General features: G+C 51.5%; 13 protein-coding genes and 1 pseudogene. 4 read left to right on the top strand and 10 right to left on the bottom strand.

From position 1 onward, the window contains the following. Positions 1–65: 65 nt before the first annotated feature. The 4 genes from K3T82_RS22145 to K3T82_RS22130 form a co-directional block, all read right to left on the bottom strand. On the bottom strand, positions 66–593 hold the full coding sequence (locus K3T82_RS22145; protein ID WP_220195728.1) for a COG4315 family predicted lipoprotein: 528 nt from the start codon (positions 591–593) through the stop codon (positions 66–68). 279 nt (positions 594–872) lie between these two features. After that, the gene (locus K3T82_RS22140; RefSeq protein WP_220195727.1) at positions 873–1460 is read right to left on the bottom strand and encodes a COG4315 family predicted lipoprotein; all 588 of its coding nucleotides are present in this window, start codon (positions 1458–1460) and stop codon (positions 873–875) included. A gap of 456 nt (positions 1461–1916) precedes the next feature. Next, positions 1917–3005: a hypothetical protein gene (locus K3T82_RS22135; RefSeq protein ID WP_220195726.1), complete on the bottom strand. Its 1089-nt coding sequence runs from the start codon at positions 3003–3005 to the stop codon at positions 1917–1919. Between the two features lie 243 nt (positions 3006–3248). Then, positions 3249–4058 (bottom strand): helix-turn-helix transcriptional regulator, encoded by an 810-nt coding sequence (locus tag K3T82_RS22130; protein ID WP_220195725.1) that lies wholly within the window; start codon positions 4056–4058, stop codon positions 3249–3251. A 189-nt stretch (positions 4059–4247) separates the two neighbouring features. On the opposite strand from K3T82_RS22130, the pseudogene K3T82_RS49980 reads away from it, so the two are divergent. Further along, positions 4248–5224: pseudogene (locus K3T82_RS49980) on the top strand (quinone oxidoreductase family protein). Between the two features lie 86 nt (positions 5225–5310). Here the strand turns inward: K3T82_RS49980 and K3T82_RS22115 are convergent. The 6 genes from K3T82_RS22115 to K3T82_RS22090 form a co-directional block, all read right to left on the bottom strand. Continuing rightward, on the bottom strand, positions 5311–7035 hold the full coding sequence (locus K3T82_RS22115) for a peptide ABC transporter substrate-binding protein (protein ID WP_220195722.1): 1725 nt from the start codon (positions 7033–7035) through the stop codon (positions 5311–5313). A gap of 471 nt (positions 7036–7506) precedes the next feature. Beyond that, on the bottom strand, positions 7507–9261 hold the full coding sequence (gene cydC / locus K3T82_RS22110; RefSeq protein WP_220195721.1) for a thiol reductant ABC exporter subunit CydC: 1755 nt from the start codon (positions 9259–9261) through the stop codon (positions 7507–7509). Continuing rightward, complete coding sequence (gene cydD / locus K3T82_RS22105; protein ID WP_220195720.1) at positions 9258–11009, bottom strand: thiol reductant ABC exporter subunit CydD; 1752 nt, start codon at positions 11007–11009, stop codon at positions 9258–9260. The genes cydC and cydD overlap by 4 nt, the downstream gene beginning before the upstream one ends. Positions 11010–11226: 217 nt before the next feature. Then, the gene (gene cydB, locus K3T82_RS22100; RefSeq protein WP_220195719.1) at positions 11227–12243 is read right to left on the bottom strand and encodes a cytochrome d ubiquinol oxidase subunit II; all 1017 of its coding nucleotides are present in this window, start codon (positions 12241–12243) and stop codon (positions 11227–11229) included. A gap of 34 nt (positions 12244–12277) precedes the next feature. Beyond that, positions 12278–13669, bottom strand: a complete 1392-nt coding sequence (locus tag K3T82_RS22095) for a cytochrome ubiquinol oxidase subunit I (protein WP_220195718.1) — start codon at positions 13667–13669, stop codon at positions 12278–12280. A 388-nt stretch (positions 13670–14057) separates the two neighbouring features. Further along, positions 14058–14513, bottom strand: coding sequence for an Rrf2 family transcriptional regulator (locus tag K3T82_RS22090; protein ID WP_220195717.1), 456 nt, complete (start codon positions 14511–14513; stop codon positions 14058–14060). A gap of 278 nt (positions 14514–14791) precedes the next feature. On the opposite strand from K3T82_RS22090, the gene hmpA reads away from it, so the two are divergent. The 3 genes from hmpA to K3T82_RS22075 all read left to right on the top strand — a co-directional run bounded on the left by hmpA (position 14792) and on the right by K3T82_RS22075 (position 19810). Continuing rightward, positions 14792–16051 carry an NO-inducible flavohemoprotein gene (hmpA, locus tag K3T82_RS22085; RefSeq protein ID WP_220195716.1) on the top strand — a complete coding sequence of 420 codons (1260 nt, stop codon included), beginning with the start codon at positions 14792–14794 and terminating at the stop codon, positions 16049–16051. A 732-nt stretch (positions 16052–16783) separates the two neighbouring features. After that, entirely contained in the window at positions 16784–18151 is a 1368-nt protein-coding gene (locus tag K3T82_RS22080) for a glutamine synthetase family protein (protein WP_220195715.1), read from the top strand. 150 nt (positions 18152–18301) lie between these two features. Beyond that, positions 18302–19810, top strand: a complete 1509-nt coding sequence (locus K3T82_RS22075; protein ID WP_220195714.1) for an APC family permease — start codon at positions 18302–18304, stop codon at positions 19808–19810. Positions 19811–19816 lie beyond the last annotated feature (6 nt).

Here is a 19816-nt window from a genome sequence, read left to right as displayed (position 1 = left end):
ATGTATTACCCGATCAACAATGTGCGAGGATTATGTTTGACCAGGTATTCTCATCATTTGACACTTTATAGGCCAGTGGGGACACTAGGATAGGCAAGCTGCCAGGGAGAGTTGTCGGCCTCCATCGCGTTATAATCGCCGGGTACCTTATCGTTGACGTTGGTATAAAGAGGGTAACCCTGATAGAAGACCATTGTACGGCCCAGGTAGTCGGTACCAAGGCTTAACTTACCAGGAAGTTTGGTGTTAGCTTTAGGCGCTCCATGCCCATTATAGAGAAATGGCTTCCAGGTAAGTGCGCATGCTCCATCACAGGAGAAGCCGCTTGTACCATGCCACTCATGGATATAGAGCGTCATGCCTTGTATGGTAGTCAGAGTGGGATTCATGACTCCCACCGCCTGATGCGAAGGAACCAGCCCGACTGAGACGACCACATTGCTGTTGCCAGATTTATGACTTTGTGAAGCATTTACAGCTTTTAGGCTCGTCGCGGAAACTTCTTTGGCCGAAGCTGTAGTACCAAACGCCGCCAGGATGCCAGCCAGCAAGAGCGCGAACAAAGTGTTGAGCGCGATAGTTTTTAAACGCATTGATTATATTCTCCTCTTTTATTTAGGGGGTTTTAATTTATAAAAGTATCTATTCTATCATTATACTGGCCATGAAGCATAACCTATTTTTTCTTGTTATCACCTCCAATTTATTTACTGTTCTATTTACTTTGTCGTAAGGCTTAGCTGTTTCGTCACGCTATTTTGGAAGCAAATTTTGAAATTCATGAAATGTTTTATTAAGAGATACAATTGCTTATTGTCTTAGGTGAACACATATGCATTATCGCTGTGTTCGTAACTTGAATTTGGAATATCCTATAAGCCAGTTGGGACATCGGGAGTAGCAAGATCCCAGACGGAGTTATCAGCCAGAGGTGCTTTGAAATCGCCAGGGGCTTTGTCATTAACATTGGTGAAGAGGTAATATCCCTGATATAGAACGACTGTGCCCTCTTGTTCATCGGTCCCCAGGCTTAATTTGCCTGGAAGCCTGGTTGTCGAAGTGGGCTGTCCTTGACCATGATATGCGTATGGAGTCCAGGTTTTACGGCATTCCGCGTCACAGGTAAAACCACTTGCGCCCCGCCACTTACGAATATAGAGTGTCATGCCCTGTCTGGTGGTCAAAGTTGTCATCATCACTCCGACCGCTTGATGGGAAGGGACCTTCCCAACCGAGACAACAACAGAAGAATCGCTCTCTGGCTGCGTTGGCGTAGCGGCAGGAGTGTTTCCACTGGTCGCAGTTGGCGTATTAACCTCTAGAGTTGTTGTGGGAGTGCTCTCATTAGTGGTCGTAGGAGTGCTCACACTCCCTGCTGTACCTGAAGAATCACATGCGGCTAGAAGCCCGGTTAGCAGAAGCGCGAGTAAGAGATGAAAAGCGACGTTCTTAAAGCGCATAATAATGGGATCTCCTCGATTATTTAGTTGATAAGATTATTTTTCTATTTGTTGCGTTGTTTTAGATGTTTCTATAGACATCTCTGCGATGGCTTTCGGCCTCAATTTGCGTATCTACAATATACCGTCGGGAAAATTCTCACTTTTGTCACACTTTTAAAGCAAGCTAGAAATATTTAGCTTCAACTTATATGAGAACATGATGGAACCATAGATAGGGCACCTACTCAAGCGGTGCCCTATCTATAAGAAAATGCGTTTAGTAATCGGGGAGGCAGCTGTCTCTCTTAGGGTCTGGGTGGAGGCGAGGGAAGTTTGAAGACTCCTCGCGCAAAAGCAGCGAGGAGTCTTCAGTTAAATGTTCACATATGTGATGTGGTAGTCGCATGTGTGACCACCACTACAACTTGTATGCTCACAATAGTATATACGTTGCGATGCGCGATGGGGGCTTCACTAGTGCTGTCCGCAGTGTTTACAGCTACCGCGCCTGCGGTAGTAGTAGGCAGCCGTTGCTATCGCTAAAGCGACCCCCCAGATCGGCCAGAGGAGCTCAGGACCCATAGTTGTCCAGTTGGACATAAAATCACCATACGCGCTGGTCACAACGAGGCGTACATATTCCAGCCCAGCCGAGGTGACGATAAGAGAGACGAGTGAGGCGGGTATGATTGCCAGCATGGGAGGTACTTGCTTGCCAGCCAGACCTATCATCCAGCGGGGAAAGATCTCACCCCAGCGCTGAACTAATCCAAGCGTGAGGATGGCCCCGCCAACTGCTACAGATGCTAAACCTGCTCCTGCTAGCCAGAGCCCGCTAGCTTGCCCTTCTCGCAGAAATTCTTCGCTTATACCAAGTGGAATGCCCAGAGCCCAGGCCCAGCGCGTGGCGGCGTAGAGTACCGGCGCCGCAACCGCAACCGCGACGCTCCATTTGCTCCATACCATAGCTCCTTGCGCTGGCTTTGCATCCGCTTTTGTATTGAGGCGGCCACAGTGAACGCAGGCTTTGCGAGTGCGGCGCTGATAGGAGAGGGCTGTAAAGGCCCACAACAGACCGCCAAGCATGAGAATAAGCTGGTTGATGACAGGCCACGGTATGGCTTTAGAGAAGCTGACAGGGGGCCAGTGAAAAGGAGCGCCGATAATGAAAATTGGCGCGTAGGCCACTGCCATGAGGACGCGCCGGTCGGGAATTACTATCAGGAGCGTCGCTGCGCATAGCCAGGCAAAGATGAAGAATAGTTTTCGCGTAAGGCCTCGTCCGTGCGCTCCGGCTATAATCAGTGCGATCAGTGTCGCAACCAGCCCCAGAGTAACTATGATAGGAGCTCCACTCTCCACCTGTGCTGATCCTAGCAGTGATTCTATGGCGCCTGTATCATTCGCCTTTCCGAAAGGGAAACCTGGGCCTCCTAGCATCCAGTAGAGGCCCATTGCGCCGTAGATCAGTGACCAGAGTGCCGCCGCATAGCCAATCCAGCGAGGCCATTGTGCTATCCAGGAGCGTGAAGTGGTTGCGTGTTTATCATCTGCTCGTATCACTGTCATTCTTCCTTTTGTTCAAAGCCTGCCGCTTTCGATGCGATGAGGCTGTACATATATGAGGTTCAATATTTTGTTGCTTTGTTGTATTAGGAAGAGGATACAGCAGAAAGGGTATTCTGTAATGCGTCGGGAGCCCTGTTTAGAGTAAGACTCCAGGCGTAGTGCTAGGAGAAGACAAACAGATCGAGATATCCTAGCTAGCGGCTTGTTTAGCCTGATCTCCAAAAGCCGCGAGCTTGGCTAGCTTGCTGGCGGAGTCGGATTCCGGCAAGGGGTATAGACGACCATGCGCAAGTCGGGTGCGTCGATGACCTGGAAGCTTGTCGATTGGAGGTCAAGGCGTCCCACAAGAGGATGCTGTAACTCTTTGTTGCCAGTGTGGATTGAGCGGATGTCATGGCGAGGCCACCATGCGCGGAACTCTGGACTGGTTGCTTGCAGATCAGTAACCAGGGCTTTGAACCAGTCTTCGCCAACATAGCGCTCAGTGCTTGAGCGGAAGAGCGCTAGCACTCCCTGAGCTTCCTTTTCCCAGTTGACCAGCAATTTACGCTGGTGTGGATTGGTGAATGCAAAGCGCAGAATATTGAGGTTGTGGGTAGACATGGAGTCAAAGTCAGCATAAACGCGACTCATCGCCTGATTCCAGGCCAGAATGTCCCATCGTGGGTTGGTCACATACGCGGGATAAATACCCATAGTGTCGAGAATGGTTTGGAGTGAAGGTGGGAGGATACCGGTCAGGGGATGTGCATCGGCAGGCAATTCCTCGCGTGCCAGCGCATAGAGGTGCGTACGTTCGGCGGCATTCAGATGGAGCACCTGGACCAAGCTCTCAAGTACCTGGGTTGAAACAGTGATTTCGCGCCCCTGCTCCAGACGGGTGTACCATGTGACTCCAATACCAGAGAGTACGGCTAGCTCCTCTCGGCGCAGTCCTGGTGTGCGCCGACGTGCCCCAACTGGCAGCCCAACTTCCTCAGGTGTCAATTGCTCGCGCCGAGTGCGCAGGAAATGGGCCAGTTCTTTGCGCCGTTCCTGATCATTCATTTATACCTCTCTCCTTCATAACCAGGCACTTTTTGTACCAGGATAAGCTGAGTTCTGTTTGGATGGTTGAAAATCTGGCACTATTCTATCACAGGTTCGATTATCCATCCGCGTACAGGCGTGGAAAGTTTATAAAGGAGCTTCCTTGACAGTAGACAAGGAAAGCACAACACAAGAAGGAGTTATAACATGCGTGCCATTACTATCCCAAGCTTTGGCGGAGCCGATGTGCTGAGCATACAGGAGATGCCAATCCCTCAACCTGCGGCAGGAGAGGTCACTATCGATGTTGCCTACGCTGGCGTCAACTACGCTGAGGTGCTCTTTAGGCGTGGAGTTGTTGCTGATCTGCCCCTACCTTTTGTGCCGGGTATTGAGGTCTCGGGTTATATTCGCGCGCTTGGTGAAGGTGTGACAGATCTGAAGATAGGCCAGCCAGTCGCAGCACTCACTATTACTCAGGGGGAGGTTATGCCGAAGTAGTCAAGGTCTCTTCTGAGCTTGTCTTCCCCCTGGATGACCTTGGCGGAAGTATTGATCTTGCCACTGCTGCTGCCTCACCCTCGAATATCACAACTGCATATCTGATATTAACACGTGTTGCGCATCTGGAAGCTGGCGAGTCCGTCCTTGTGCACGCTGCGGTGGGTGGCGTTGGTAGTGCCCTGGGGCAGATGGCTCGCAGCCTGGGTGCGGGTAAGGTCATCGGCGTGGTTGGTAGTCAAAACAAGGTGGAGTATGCGCGTGCCCTCGGGTACGATGAGGTCTTACTTCGCGACTCGTATCAGCAGCGTGTGCAGGAACTTGGTGGGATAGATATCGTTATCGATCAGGTTGGTGGCGCGGCGCGCACGGATGGACTGAACTTATTACACCCTCTGGGACGCCTTGTGGTCATGGGTAATGCCAGCGAGGGGGAAGATGTGAGTCTCTCAGCTAACACACTCTGGTTCGCGAGCAAAGCTGTACTCGGCTTCAACCTGCAAGCCTTGACACTGAGCGCGCCTAAACAGGTTTCCCATGCTGCGCGGCAAGCATTACAGCGCGTAGCGCGGGGTGAGGTTCGTGTTGATGTCACGGACATTCTTCCCTTCGAGCGAGTCGCTGAATCTCACACACGCATTGAGCAACGAGCCACAATAGGGAAGCTGGTCTTGAAGTTTTAACACATGCAGTAGAATAGAATGCAAAAGAAGGGGAGAGATCGCTCAGCGATCTCTCCCCTTCCACATGATTGGCGAACGAAAAAGAGCTATGCTTTGGAGCAGGGCTGGTCGTTCGAGATGTAGATGTTAGCCCAGCTATCGGGGGCAGGCATGAAGGGGGCGTTGAGGTCGTAGCCTTTGACGCACGACTTGAGTACCTTGCCAGTCTCCATCTGGTAGAGGGGGATCCAGGCCGCGTCGTTTACGACCTGTTGCTCTGCCTGTTGATAGAGCTTGTAGCGCTCGGTGGGATTCATCTCCCCGTCCGCCTGACGCATCAGGTCGAGAGCCTTCTTCTGCTCATCGATGCTAGATGATTTGTTGTTCCCGTAGTTGTAGTTGTCGAAGGATGACTCGGGCGCGAAGAGCGTGGTGAGCCAGTTTTGAGGATCGGGATAATCGGCCTTCCAATAAGATGCCCACATCTGCAAGCCGTTGGGGTTGTTTGTGCTTGCCTCGCGCAGGTCCGCTAGCTTGCCGGAGTCCATCGTATCGATCTTGACCTGGATGCCCAGGACGTTTTCCCACATCTGTTGCGCCGCGACAGCCTGATTAGAGTCGTCCTGCGAGAGAGCATAGATCGAGAGCGTAATGGGTGGCAAGGTTGAGCGTGTCAATCCCTCTTCCTTCAGACCCTCCTCAAAGAGTTCTTTGGCCTTGGCCTGATCGCCCTGTGTGCTGGTCACGCCAGTGGGACCTGTGAGCTTGTCGTTATAGCCTGGGATGCCGGGTGGGACCACATTGTTGGTCGGAATGACGCTACCACGCAAGACCTTCTGCGCGATCTGATCCTTGTTCAAGGCGAGGTCGAAGGCTTGTCGGATCTTGATGTTGTCAAAAGGCCTCGTCAGGAAGTTCATGGCGAAGTATTGTACGCCCGCGATAGGCACTAGCTTAAACTGATTGTTGGGTAGGCCCTTCGCCGACTCAATCTTTGAGGTTGGGACCTTGGCGTAGCTCACCTGGCCAGTCTGGAAGACCTTGTAGAGAGTCTCTGAGTCCTTGTAGAAGGCCATGATGATCTTCTTCAACTGTGGCTTGGGGCCATTGTAGTTGGGATTGGGAATGAAGACTTCCTGACTATTATCATGCTCGCTCATGATATAGGGACCTGCACCCGCACCCTCGCCCAAGTGCTCGGTGAACTTGTCACCATACTTGTCGACAAGCTTCTTGTTAACAGTGTAGGAACTCACATATGTCAACGTTTGCAGGAAGTAGGCAGCCTTCTGCTTGGTGATGATCTTGACTGTATTATCATCAGGCGTGAGCAAGCTATCGTCGATCAGCGTCTTCACTTTGCCCGTCTGGAGCTTGTCGGCATCTTTAATCAGGCCCAGATAGACCAGTGCATACGGCGATTTGAGGGCTGGCTGTAGAGCACGGTCGATGCTATAGACGATATCCTTTGATGTCAGGGGGGAGCCATCACTGAACTTCAGGTTCGGTTTAAGCTTGAATGTCCAGGTTAAACCGTCATCCGAAACACTATGAGACTGTGCAAGCTGATCTATAAGCTGCTGCTTTTCATTGAGCTGAACAAGTCCAGTATAAATCAGGGTAGGGCCAATGGGGCCGCCAGCGAAGGCAGGGTCCATATCGCTGAGATCGACTGTTCCCGCCAGGGGATAAATAAAGACCTGTTTATCATCGGGGGCCTTGCCAGAGGAGCCCGTTTGGCTTCCACTGCCGCATGCCACCAGAAGCATGGTCAGGGCCGCGAGCGCGACCGCCATCAGACGCGTGGAAACGCGCTTACCTGTCTGCGACACTACATTTCTCCTTCAATACTTAGGTTGGTCACTCTATATAAATACTGATGACTATCAATTTATTCCCGCGAAGAGGATTTAGATTCGACTAAGTTGATAAATTAACTCATCTTTTATCGGGTTGATAGCAGGCAGTATCGCACGTGAATATATAAGCTGTCAAGCGGTGATTATGGGTAAGGTGAGATGGAGTAGGCTCAAGCTCTGCATTCCTATCTGAAGGAATAGGAGCGTGATGGCAAGTTTGATAGAAAATGCCCGGCGCGTACTGATGCTGATTTAAAATTTGATCTGAGAACGATGGTGCTCAACATGAATGGATGAATTATAAAGATAATATCGACGCTGATCTACATTATCTAAAATGATCGCGAAAACATTTTTCACGATCATTTGCTCTATCTTATGGAAGCATGGTTGATACTACTTTGAAATTCAAGTTTTTGCCTGTTCTCTGTTAGAAATGGAGAATCAGACCAGAACCTTATGTTGCAGGTTCCACATTTGCCAGTAGAGGCCCTCGCTTTGCATAAGATCTCGTTCGCGACCCCGCTCGGCGATTTTGCCATCGCGAAGGACAAGGATCTGGTTCGCCATATCAAGGTCGACGAGGCGATGCGTGATGAGGATGGTTGTACGACCTTCCATCGCGGTACGCAGTGTGTGTAGGATCTCACGCTCGGTCAGGCTGTCCAGGTTGGCGGTCGGCTCATCTAGGATGAGCAACGGGGCATCCTTCAGCAGAGCGCGAGCGATGGCGATACGCTGGCGCTCGCCGCCGCTGAGGAGGAGCCCCTGTTCGCCGATCTGGGTCTCGTAGCCCTGGGGTAGCGACATGATGAAGTCGTGAATCTGGGTCTGACGGGCGGCTTCAATGATAGCCTCGCGATCAGCGTCGTGATTGGCGATACGCAGGTTCTCGTATATGCTGGTATTGAAGAGATGCGTATCTTGAGCGACAACGCTTATCAGGCGGTGAATATCTTCCTGGCTATAGCTATTTAGCTCCTGGTTATCAAGTAGGATGCTTCCCTGATGATACTCCCAGAAGCGTAGAAGCAAGCGTGATATAGTGGATTTACCTGCGCCGCTTGGACCGACAATGGCTACACATGACCCCTCGGGTACCGTAAAGCTCAGGTCTCGTAATATGGGGGGCTGTTCAGCGTTGTAGCTGAAGGTCACACCACGGAACTCCACATCATAATGTTGAGGTAACGGCGCAGACTGCCTGGGGTTCTGAACCTCGCTCTTCGTGTCAACTATCTCGAAGAGGCGGCGCGCGGACTGCGTGGTGCTGCCCAACTGTTGAAAGGCAGCAGGTAGCGGTTGCGCGGCTTCAAAGCTTGAGAGAACCGTGAGAACGAGCATAGCCAGTAATACACCAGGTAGATGACCGGACGTGACTAGCGGGATCGCCAGAACCAATGTTAGCCAGGTGGCAAGGTTAGTGAAGAAGTTACCTAAAGCGCTCTGAATGCCCGTAATGTTTGCCATCTGGCGTTGCAAGCGTTGTAGTGTCGTATTCAATTCTCCAAGGCGAGCGCTTCGTCGCTGCTCCTGCCCAAAAGCCACGATATCGGCCATGCCCTGGATGTCGTTTACAATCTCGGTCTTGAGTTGAGCGTTGAGTACGACTAATCGCGCGCCTATGGCACGGCTCAGGAGGTGTGTGAGCAGGGGTATGCCAATGGTAGCCAGCAGAAAGGTACCGATGAAGACCAGCCCTATCACAGGGCTGAACGCACCCAGGAAGAGCCAGACACTTACCGCTACCAGCAGCGCGACCACAGGAGGTGCGATGACGCGGATATAGACGTTTTGCAGAGCGTCAACATCCGACATGATGCGGCTTAGCAGGTCGCCGCTACTCAATCCGAGTTGGTTATGCGCGAAGCTAAGGATGCGCGCAGGCGCGAGAGGCTCTATCGAGTTGTAGAGCCAGACGCGAATGCGGGCGAGCAGGCGGAAAGCCACCTCATGCGAGGTGATACGTTCGAGATAGCGGAAGACACCGCGTCCGATGCCGAAGGCACGCACGCCAACAATCGCGATACTCAAGGCCGACACAGAGGGATGTAATGCCGCAGTTGAGATCAAGTAGGCCGAGGTCGCCATCAGCGCGACGCCGCAACCAATAGTTAGAAAACCGAGCAGGACCGCCAGGGCCATCATGCCGCGTAGTGGCTTCGCGAGTTTCAGCAGGCGGATAAATGTTTCGTTCATGCCTGCACCTCCTTTTCGCCGCGCTTGTAGGCCGCGAGTAACTGACAGTAGAGGCCGTTATGCGCCAGGAGTTGACTATGCGTCCCATCCTCCACGACCTGACCTTTATCAAAGACGAGGATTCGATCAGCTTGGCGAACTGTATTCAGGCGGTGGGCAATGATGAAGAGAATATGATCGCGGGTCAAAGTGTCTAATTCCTCCACGATCTGGTCCTCATGCTGGCTATCCAGGTTGGCGGTCGCCTCGTCCAGCAGGAGAATGGGAGCTTGCTTCAGAAAAGCCCGCGCCAGGCTAATGCGTTGAATTTGTCCGCCGCTCAGAAGCGCCCCTCGTTCGCCAATAGGGGTGCCATAGCCCTGGGGGAGCGTCTCTATGAAGTCATGGATGCCAGCGTGACGCGCCGCCGCGATGACCTCCTCCATGTTTGCACCAGGGCGCCCGAAGCGGATATTCTCGGCGATGCTATCGTCAAAGAGATAAGGGCGTTGCGGTATCCAGGCCATCTGCTGCCGCCACTGCTGCGTCGAGAGATCAGTGAGAGGCGTCTTGTTTACGAGAATCTGACCGCTTTGTGGTTCGATGAAGCGCAACAGTAGCGACGCAAGCGTGCTCTTACCCGCCCCACTCGGCCCCACCAGGGCGATTTTTTGTCCGCGACGTACTTCAAAGGAGACATGCGAGAGGGCCTGTCGGGCCTCCCCATCCTCTAGCTGGTAGGCGAAGCTCACATCATTGAAGCGTAGGGTACGTGGTTCCTCAAGCGGCTCTGATGTTGGTTCTGTTGTTTTGGGTACAGGCTTGTCTAGGATGGCGAAGAGACGCTCTGCCGCCGCTGTGCTGTTCATTGAGGAGTGGAAGCGTGTACCAATAGTGCGTAGTGGTTGGTAGTACTCGGGAGCCAGTAACAAGACTAGGAAGGCGTATTCAAAGGGAATCGTGCCATAGAGTAGACGCAGGCCGATCTCGACAGCCACCAGGGCGACACTGATTGTAGCGCCCATCTCCATTATAAAGGAGGAGAGAAAGGCTAGCCGCAGGACTTTCATTGTCAGAACGCGATAGCGCTCACTAATGCGCCCGACAATCTCACTCTGAGCGCGGCTTCGGTTAAAGAGCTTCAGTGTAGCCAATCCTTGCAGGACATCTAGGAAGTGCGCGCTCATCTGGTTCATTGTTCGCCACTGCTTCTTCGTTAGCGTATCGGCGGACTTCCCAATCAGGATCATAAAGATGGGCAGGACGGGCAGCGTTACCAGGAGTACGATGCCAGAGAGGACATCGCAGGCAAACACCACTATCAGGATCATAACAGGGACGACCACAGTAATAATCATCTGTGGTAGTAACTGGCTGTAGAAGGCGTCCAGGGCCTCCACTCCATCGGAGAGGGTATTGGCAATCTCGCCACTGCGCTCGCCAGAGGTATAGGCTGGCCCAAGCGCGAAAAGGTGTCTCATCGCCTGCTCGCGTATAGCCGCCCGAGCCTTGCTGGCGGTGTATCCGGCAATGAACTCGCTAAACCAGGGTAAAAGGGCGCGTGCGAGCATCACAACTCCTATAGCCAGCAAAAGTTTTAGTACCTGCTCCAAAGTCTGCCCCTTGAGGAAGACCTGCTGAATAGTTTGTGTTATGCCGTATGATTGGGCGACGATGAGGAGCCCGGTGAGTAGGGCTACCAGGATCATGCTTGCCAGGTAGAGCGCCGCGCGGGGCGTATAGCGGAATAATCGGCGATATACTTTCATAAGCTGTCACATTGCCGCCTGCGGCGGCTTCCTAAGGGAAATTTGTGGGTATTTCCCCATTCCCCGGCAGGAGGTTTGTTGTCCCCTGCACCTCCCACTTCTATGCTTGTAGAGGGGAAATTAATCACCCTCCACACATACTTCTATCTACTATGATACACCTCGCTCGCACGACGATGTGAGTGTAAGGATCAAGAGAGGCGCATCATAGAGATTATTAGTGGCTGCTGAGAGCGTGGAGGCTGACGCGTTTACGGAAGACCCAGTAGTTCCATGCCTGGTAGGCCAGGACGAAGGGTACAAAGGTGAGCGCGACCCAACTCATGACGGTTAGCGAGTAGGGACTGGAAGACGAGTTATAGATGGTCAGATTCCAGGCCGGATTGATGCTCGATAGTAACACATTCGGGAAAATCGCCATAGCGATTGCGACAGTTGTGAGCACGATTGCCAGCGAGGTCATGATAAAGGCCATTCCACTGCGCTTGAGCAGGACCAGTACTGGAATGATTATCAGAGCTAGCGCGCCAATGATTGGGATCAGGACACGCAGATCACCAGAAAAGTTCTGCACAACCGGCGAAGCCATGTAGAGTCGCGTGATAAAGGCCAGAATCAGCAGCAGAGTGGGTAACCAGAGCAGAAGTGCCGCCTTCGAGGCACGCTCCATAAGATGATCCTCAGTCTTAAGGCTCAGGAAGATCGCGCCATGCAGAGCGAACATCAGTGTAAAGGCCAGCCCCGCGATCAGCGCATAGGGATTGAAGAGTTGCCAGGGAGTTCCGACGTAGTGCATACTGGCATCCACAGGAACACCCAGGAGAATGTTGGCGACCGCCACACCCCATAAGAAACCTGGAAGCGCGCTTCCTACAAAGGCCAGCCAGTCCCAGGTCATGCGCCAGCGTGATCCGTCATGCTTACCGCGAAACTCCAGCGCGGCTCCTCGCAGGATCAAGGCTAACAGGAGCAGCACAAAGATCAGATAGAAGCCACTAAAGAGCGTCGCGTACCAGCTAGGGAAAGCGGCGAAAATGGCTCCGGCGGCGGTAATCAGCCAGACCTCGTTGGCATCCCAGAAAGGACCAATCGTGCCGAGGATGGCACTCCGCTCGGCATTGTTCCTGCCCAGGAAAGGCAGGAGCATACCTACACCGAAGTCAAATCCTTCCAGCAGGAAGAAGCCCGCGAAGAGTACCATTACCAGGACGAACCAGAATACTTGTAAGCTCATATGTCAGACTCCTTGCTCAGGCGAATAAGCGATATTAGTACGCACCTACCAGGACGTTTTCCTCTTCGGGAGTATCCTGAGTAGATTCTTCCGCGGGAAGCTCCTGTTTTGCTGTACGCAAGAGTAGCCAGCCATCGACGACTGCCAGGATCGCATAGAGAGCGATAAACATGATCAGCGAGAAGAGAACCATCTGAGCGCTTACATTAGGGGAGACACCAGCGTCCGTCTTGAGTAGACCGAAGACCAGCCAGGGCTGACGCCCCACCTCTGCCAGAATCCAGCCCATGGTGTTTGCCAGGTACGGTAGCGCGATAGCTAGCACCACCAGGCTTGCCAGCTTTGGATATTGCAGCAGGCGCTTCTTGGTGAGCAGGAAGAGACCGAGACCCGCGATGGCAATCATCACCAAACCCGCACCAACCATTGCTCGGTAGCTCCAATAGCTGATGAAGACTGGCGGAACATAGTTACCAGGACCGTATTGCTTCTCATATTGTGCCTGAAGTTGATTGATACCCTGTACGCGCCCCTCAAGCGAGTTGTAACTCAGCAAACTGAGAATACCTGGGATATCGATAGAGAAAAGATCACGATGCTGATTCTGGTCGGCGACCTTGAAGAGCGAGAGGGGAGCAGGATCTTCGGAGTTCCAGAGTGCTTCAGCGGCAGCCATCTTCATCGGCGTATGTGTGACGCTGTATTGCCCCTGGATATGTCCAAATGTCGCAACGGCGATCCCACCAAGCAAGGCCAATGTTAGGCCGATGCGGGCCGAGCGCGTAAAGAACTCGCTCTCGCCATCCTTTCTGAGCAGGCGGTACACGCTGATACCAGCCACGAAGAAGGCACCTGTCACTAATCCGCCCGCAATCACATGTGGATATTCAACCCACAAGCGTCCATTAAAGATCAAGGCGAAGAAGTTCGTCATCTCGGCGCGCCCATTGCGCAGAACAAAGCCTGTTGGCTCCTGCATAAAGGAGTTGGCGATAATGATCCAGAAGGCCGAGAGGTGCGAGGCGATGGCAACAAGCCAGATAGCCGCTAGGTGAACCTTCTTCGGCAGGCGGTCCCAGCCAAAGACCCAGATGCCCAGAAAGGTCGATTCCATAAAGAAGGCTAGCAAGGCCTCAATGGCTAGCGGCGCACCAAAAACATCACCTACAAAGCGTGAATACTCCGACCAGTTCATACCGAACTGGAATTCCTGCACAATACCAGTTACTACACCCATGCCGAAGTTGATAAGGAACATCTTGCCCCAGAACTTCGTCATCTTGCGGTAAACCTCTTTGCCTGTGCGCACATAGAGCGTCTCCATGATTACTAGAATGATAGAGAGACCCAGCGTGAGCGGAACGAAGAGAAAGTGATAAATTATTGTGCTCGCGAATTGTAATCTTGCTAGAAGTAGCGCATCCATAGTTATTTGCTCCTTACACTTTATCGCACTCAAAGCATAGCATTGGAGGCGCGGAGCCAGCCTCCTGTAAACGCTGGATATTGCCCAACGCAATCACCCTATTTCTGTGCTTACATTTCTCCCAAGCGCCTCAGGTATCCTCTGAGCTACATGTCAGCAGGAGAGCCACAACAGACCACATTCATATCTAATTTGATGCCAGCATAAGCCTGGAGATAGGGAAAAGTAAGAATAATCAGCAGTTGAGCAAGTGCTATGTATCAGGTTGTTGCAGCTAACACCCTAAGGTGTATGGTATACACTTACTCTAGCCAACCCCAAACGTAAGGGAGGTCAGGAGGATAAACTAGAAGCCTGAAGGAGATTGAGGGGAGAAATTACAGATATGTTAATGCTGAGCTGAGTGAGGAGAGATTGTGATGAGTTGCTGATAGAGCGCCTTGTTTGTTGTCAGGTCGGCGAGAGTGTAGTTATCGAGTACGCGCATAAATGCCTCCAGTGCCTCTTGTAGAGCTCCTCGCAACTGGCAGACGGGCGTAATCACACAGCGATTGTGTTCGCAATCAAAGCATTCGACAATATGGAAATCCTCTTCAGTTTGACGCACAACCTCACCAATGATGATCGTCGCGGGATCGCGAGCCAGACGAATACCGCCTTTACGACCCCGAAGTGTTTTAAGGTAACCCAACTTTCCCAGCTTATGTACAATCTTCACCAGATGGTTATTGGAAATAGAGTAGATCTGTGAGATCTGCTCGATATTTGCCAGGTGCTTATCAGGGCAGGTAGCTAGGTAGAGTAAGACGCGTAACGCGTAATCAGTCTGATAGGTCAGGCGCATAGGTGAGGTGCCTCCCGCATGATAGATGGTACGTGGACACGTCTCAGAACTTAAGCATTTTGTGAAAGTCATCGCTGGTCGGGAAGAGTCTACACCTTTGTTGGGATAGTGGCTCCATTACCACTTTCTTCAATGAGCCGCCGCCAACGATGAGGGAAACGTAAGTTTCTATTATCTATGTATATTACTGCCTCTGACCTATTTATGCTAGCTCTTGTCAGACGATTATAAAAAGATGTATATAATATATATCTTTTTAAGAAAACGGGGGTATCCATATGATTGACACAGAGATAGTGACATTGAGCACGGAAGATATAGCGCTAGCGAAGTCGTTGGTACCAGTATTGAAGGAGAGGGGAAAAGAGATTACAAGTCGCTTTTATGCGACCTTGTTCAGAGATCATCCGGAACTATTGAATATTTTTAACCATAGTAACCAGCGTGATGGATTGCAGCAGCAGGCGCTCGCGACCTCTGTATATGAGGCAGTCGCAAACCTGGATAACCTGGAGGCCATCTTGCCAGTTGTCATGCACATTGCTTATAAGCATCGAAGCCTGGGAGTCATGCCCGAGCATTATCCCATCGTTGGTGACTACCTGACCAAAGCTATTCAGGAAGTATTGGGTAATATTGTTACTCCACAGATTGTATCTGTCTGGACGCGGGCGTATGCCATTATAGCCAAGACGTTTATACAGATCGAGCGTGATCTCTATCAGGAGGGTGAAGAGCAGGAGGCGGGCTGGTCAGGTTTCCGGCGTTTCGTCGTCAAGCACAAAGTGTCGGAAGGCGAAGGGCTGCAAGCACTCTACCTGGAGCCAGAGGACGGTGGACCATTACCATACTATAAACCTGGTCAATATATCAGCGTACGGGTCAAAATTGGTAAGTATGATCATTTGCGACAATATAGTCTAATAGATATGCCTGGGAAGAGCTATTATCGGATTGGAGTGAAGCTTGAAGGAAGCGAGGATGGAATCATTGGCACTGTCTCAAGCTACCTCCATCAGAAGATCAAAGAGGGCGATATACTTGAGGCTAGCATTCCGGGTGGTGTTTTCACACTGGACCAAAGCTCGCAGCGACCCGTAGCCTTGCTAGGAGCGGGGATTGGGATTACTCCACTCCTATCCATGCTGTATACACTACGCACAGAGGCACCTGAGCGTGAGGTCATTATGGCGCAAGCCGTGCGCGATGGTCGTTATCACTCCTTTGCCGCTGAAATTAAGCGACTCTGTGGGGAGAGCGGGCAAGTTATGTCAACTATCTTCTATGAGAAACCCAATGATGAAGACAGGCGTGTAGGGGGTTTTGACCGTGAGGGAAGAATTGATGAGGGTTGGCTGCGTGAGCATATTCCCGCGAATGCCGAGGTCTATATTTGTGGGCCGCGTGGTTTTATGCAGGGTATCATTACGGCCTTACTCTCTAATGGATTAAAGGCGGAGCAGCTTCACTATGAAGTGTTTGGGCCTGCGCTTTCGTTTAGCGTGCCGTTGGATCAAAGAGCGTCTATGCCAGTTTAGAAAAGCAAACCTACTATAAGTAGCTGCTCTACGGCATTGATGAACGAAGGACAGTGGCCCATTCGCTCATCGATACCGTAGAGCAGTGAGTGTTAATACATCGTCGTGCCCCCCTTCCATTCAGGATGGTTGCTCTTTTTATGGATGCTTACCCTGTGCTCCATAGGGTCATTAGGTTTTACCTTGCTCATGTAAGTAATATTTAATAATTACACTATAATGCCATTGTGTTAAGAGATTACGATAATAACCTCAGAGGAATGTAAGAAAATTGTAAAAATTAGCCCGATGGGGTATCTCTAATATATTCTTAACCCTCTTCTTTTCCTGATATTAACAAACACAGGACCCCACAATGTACTCAATAAGCCTCTGTAGGCAGGTGAGGTGTATTCTATAACTATCAGCGTACACGTATACGTGTGCGCTGATAGGGTATGGGTGATATGCGAAATTCAGGTAATTGAAACACTTTATATAGAATATCACTTGGTTAGTGGCTAATATGAGTAGACTTTACCATAAAAGTAGATGCAAAAGGTGAATTTAGACTTTAAAATATTCTTCTCTATTGAAGATGATTAATTTGTACTTGCTTTATATAAAGCAGTCTGATATAGTAAACGGGTAAAAATAACCTAAACAGCGTATAGATAGCCATAGACTATATTTTTCTTGGAATGCTCCTATACGCGACTATATATATCTGAGTTCTATGGAGGAGAATGAAATATGGACAAGTACCAAGTCGTGCGTAAAGCGAAGAGCGAACAGATACGCCTGGTACGATTTCTGTATTGCGATAATGGGGGTATCATCCGAGGGAAGGCTACACACGTCGACAAACTAGAGAGCCGCATTGTTGAGGGTATTGGTCAAACGCTAGCTATGCAAGCCTTTACAGGGGTTGAGCAGCTAGCCACGGTCGAAGGTATGGGTCCTGTCGGAGAATTCCGCCTTATTCCCGACCTGGACACTTTTGCGATCCTGCCCTACGTCCCGCATGCAGCCTCGATGATGTGCGATATGGTACGCACGGATAGCGTTCCCTGGGAGGCCTGTCCACGCACCTTCTTGAAGCGTATGACTCATAAGCTTGCCGAGAAGGGAATGCGTGCGGAGGCAGCGATTGAGCACGAATTCTACCTGGCGCGCAAGGACGACCAGACCGGACAATTCGCGCCAGCTGACAGCAGCCTCTGTTATAGCAGTATCGGCCTGGATGAACAGGCTCATGTCATTGATGCCATTCTGGAGGCCCTAGAGTCACAGAGCGTCGGCATTGAACTATTTCATACTGAGCTTGGACCAGCCCAGCAAGAGTTGTCAGTCCAACATGCTGATGTGGTGCGTGCCGCTGATAATGTATGCCTCATACGCGAGACAGTAAGAGGCGTGGCACGTGAGTATGGGCTATATGCGACTTTCGCTCCCAAGCCCTTCCTGGACCAGGCTGGGAGTGGCGCGCATGTCCACTTGAGTCTATGGGGGGGCGAGACAAGCGAGTACCCTGGGAAGAACCTCTTCTATAGCGCGGACGAGCGCGGCGGCTTTAGCCAGCTTGGCAAATATTTCGTGGGTGGTGTGCTGAAGCATGTACGTGGTCTGGTTGCTCTGACCTGTGGCAGCCCTAATTCCTATCGCCGTCTGCTTCCTCACTACTGGAGTTCGGCGTATGGCGCATATGGCTATGACAATCGCGAGGGTGCGATTCGCATTCCTTCGCTCTTCAGTGGTCGTGAGGCTAAATCCGCCAACATTGAATTGAAATGCGCGGACCATAGCGGCAATCCCTACTTGGCCCTGGGCGCGCTACTGGCCGCTGGTCTTGATGGGATTGAAAAGCGGATTGATCCCGGCGAAGCTCAGGAAATCGACCCTGGCAACTATAGTGATGAGGAGCGTGAGCGGCGTGGTATCCAGCGCCTTCCAACGACATTGACAGAGGCCCTGGATGAACTGGAGCGTGATACCGTGCTCACAAAGGCACTGGGTGAGCAGCTAACGAAATCGTATCTGGCTGTCAAACGCAACGAGGCAGAGTTCTTCAAAGAGAAGACGCCCGAAGAGGAGACGGCCCAGCATTTCTACAAATATTAGTAGGATATGGCATGGCAAATGTTGATGCATCTGCCATGCCATATCCATGATCTGGATAGTGGCTTTGAGAGGCACATAGTCTCTCCTGGTCTGGATGGTGAGTCAGTCTTGTAGTGTTGCATAGTATTGTGAAAGGGAGGGAAACCCTCTATGGCTACATCAGTTGAGGAGCAGGATAGTAACCTGTTGCCTTCCGAACGTATCGCTGGTGGTATTTTACCTCGTGTACTGAACTCCTTCGATATGGTAGCTATTTTCGTCGCGATTGTACTCTTTGCCAGTAACGGGGCTGTGATCGCGGGCGGGGCGGGGCCATCGGGTTATATCTACTGGATTCTAGGTTTTATCACTTTCCTTATTCCCGGTGCCATTGTCACAGGACAACTCGGCCTGATGTTTCCTGGTGAAGGTTCAATCTATATCTGGACTCATAAGGCGTTTGGCCCTTTTATGGGCTTCTTCGCTGGCTTCTGCGCTTGGTGGCCTGGCATCCTAGTAATGATCGCGACCAGTGACGCGGTCGTGGCGTTGTTGCAGCAGATCAATGCAGCCTGGCTTACAGAGCCGTGGCAGCAGGGTGTCGTTATCCTATTGGTGTTGGCCTTCTCGCTGCTGCTCTCAGTATTGCGTTTCCGTGTGACACAGAACATGGTCAATGTCATCTTCGTGGCCTATGGTGGAGCGATCCTGCTGGTGGGTATCGCTGGCTTGATCTCCGTACTGAGTGGAAATGCCGCCCCGGTCGACTATTCCACCGCTAACTGGGTACCTGCTCCCTCATCGTACACTTTTTATGGTACCGTGATCCTGGCCCTGCTGGGCATTGAGGTTCCATTGAACATGGGTGTCGAGGTAACCAGTACCCGCTCTATTACTCGCTATCTGCTGTGGGGCTCAGCGGTGGTTATGGTTGCTTATCTGTTGTTAACCTTTGGTGTTATGACAGCGGTCACGCCAATTAGTGCTCAGGGGTCTCCCGCAGCTATCGCCCAGGCTGTTACATCGGGCTTTGGTGGGGCTGGCGCAGTCCTGGGTCTGATTGTCAACATCATCTTCATTGGTTTCTTCCTCTTCAATACAAGTGTGTATAACTACTCTTTCGGTCGCCTACTCTTTGTTTCCGGCCTTGACCGGCGTATGCCCGCTGTCATCAGCAAAGTAAACGCCAATAAGGTACCATGGGTCGCGGTGCTGGTACAGACTGTCATCGCCGCTGTCTTTACCGTTATTGCCTTTATCCTTGCTCCCTATGCTTTTAGTACTGGTCTCAAGCCGACAGACCTCTCGACGATCATCTATGACATTCTTCAAGCCGCCGTTACTGTGATCTGGTGTGTCTCTATGGTCATCCTGTTTGTGGATGTCATTGTGATCCGCCGCAAGTATCAGGATGCTTTCTCTAAGGTTAAGCTCGCGCCAACCTGGGTCTTCTACCTCTGTTCGGTGCTGGGCCTGATCGCTAGCGCGGTCGGCGTCTATGTAACCTTTACAGGCCCCTGGACGACTCTTGTAAGCAACACGGAGTGGTTACTTTGGATTGGTGGTATTGGCTTACTCTCACTGGTCATTGGTGTACTGCTCTTCTTCCTTGGGCAGTCCCTGGCTAAAAAGGCTAACGACACCGAAATTGTCGCTGAAGTAACTAGCTCTGCCGATTAAGGGTAT

Source organism: Ktedonospora formicarum (assembly GCF_016587355.1).
In the GTDB taxonomy this organism is placed as follows: Bacteria; Chloroflexota; Ktedonobacteria; order Ktedonobacterales; family Ktedonobacteraceae; genus Ktedonobacter; species Ktedonobacter formicarum.
The sequence above is the reverse complement of the archived record's forward strand: the minus strand, read 5'-3'. Positions and strand labels throughout refer to the sequence as shown.

Coding starts and splice junctions, on each gene's coding strand:
- hmpA (WP_220195716.1), top strand. CDS start 14,792: ATGATTGACACAGAGATAGTGACATTGAGCACGGAAGATATAGCGCTA.
- K3T82_RS22140 (WP_220195727.1), bottom strand. CDS start 1,460: ATGCGCTTTAAGAACGTCGCTTTTCATCTCTTACTCGCGCTTCTGCTA.
- K3T82_RS22145 (WP_220195728.1), bottom strand. CDS start 593: ATGCGTTTAAAAACTATCGCGCTCAACACTTTGTTCGCGCTCTTGCTG.
- K3T82_RS22095 (WP_220195718.1), bottom strand. CDS start 13,669: ATGGATGCGCTACTTCTAGCAAGATTACAATTCGCGAGCACAATAATT.
- K3T82_RS22075 (WP_220195714.1), top strand. CDS start 18,302: ATGGCTACATCAGTTGAGGAGCAGGATAGTAACCTGTTGCCTTCCGAA.
- cydC (WP_220195721.1), bottom strand. CDS start 9,261: ATGAACGAAACATTTATCCGCCTGCTGAAACTCGCGAAGCCACTACGC.
- K3T82_RS22130 (WP_220195725.1), bottom strand. CDS start 4,058: ATGAATGATCAGGAACGGCGCAAAGAACTGGCCCATTTCCTGCGCACT.
- K3T82_RS22090 (WP_220195717.1), bottom strand. CDS start 14,513: ATGCGCCTGACCTATCAGACTGATTACGCGTTACGCGTCTTACTCTAC.
- cydB (WP_220195719.1), bottom strand. CDS start 12,243: ATGAGCTTACAAGTATTCTGGTTCGTCCTGGTAATGGTACTCTTCGCG.
- K3T82_RS22080 (WP_220195715.1), top strand. CDS start 16,784: ATGGACAAGTACCAAGTCGTGCGTAAAGCGAAGAGCGAACAGATACGC.
- cydD (WP_220195720.1), bottom strand. CDS start 11,009: ATGAAAGTATATCGCCGATTATTCCGCTATACGCCCCGCGCGGCGCTC.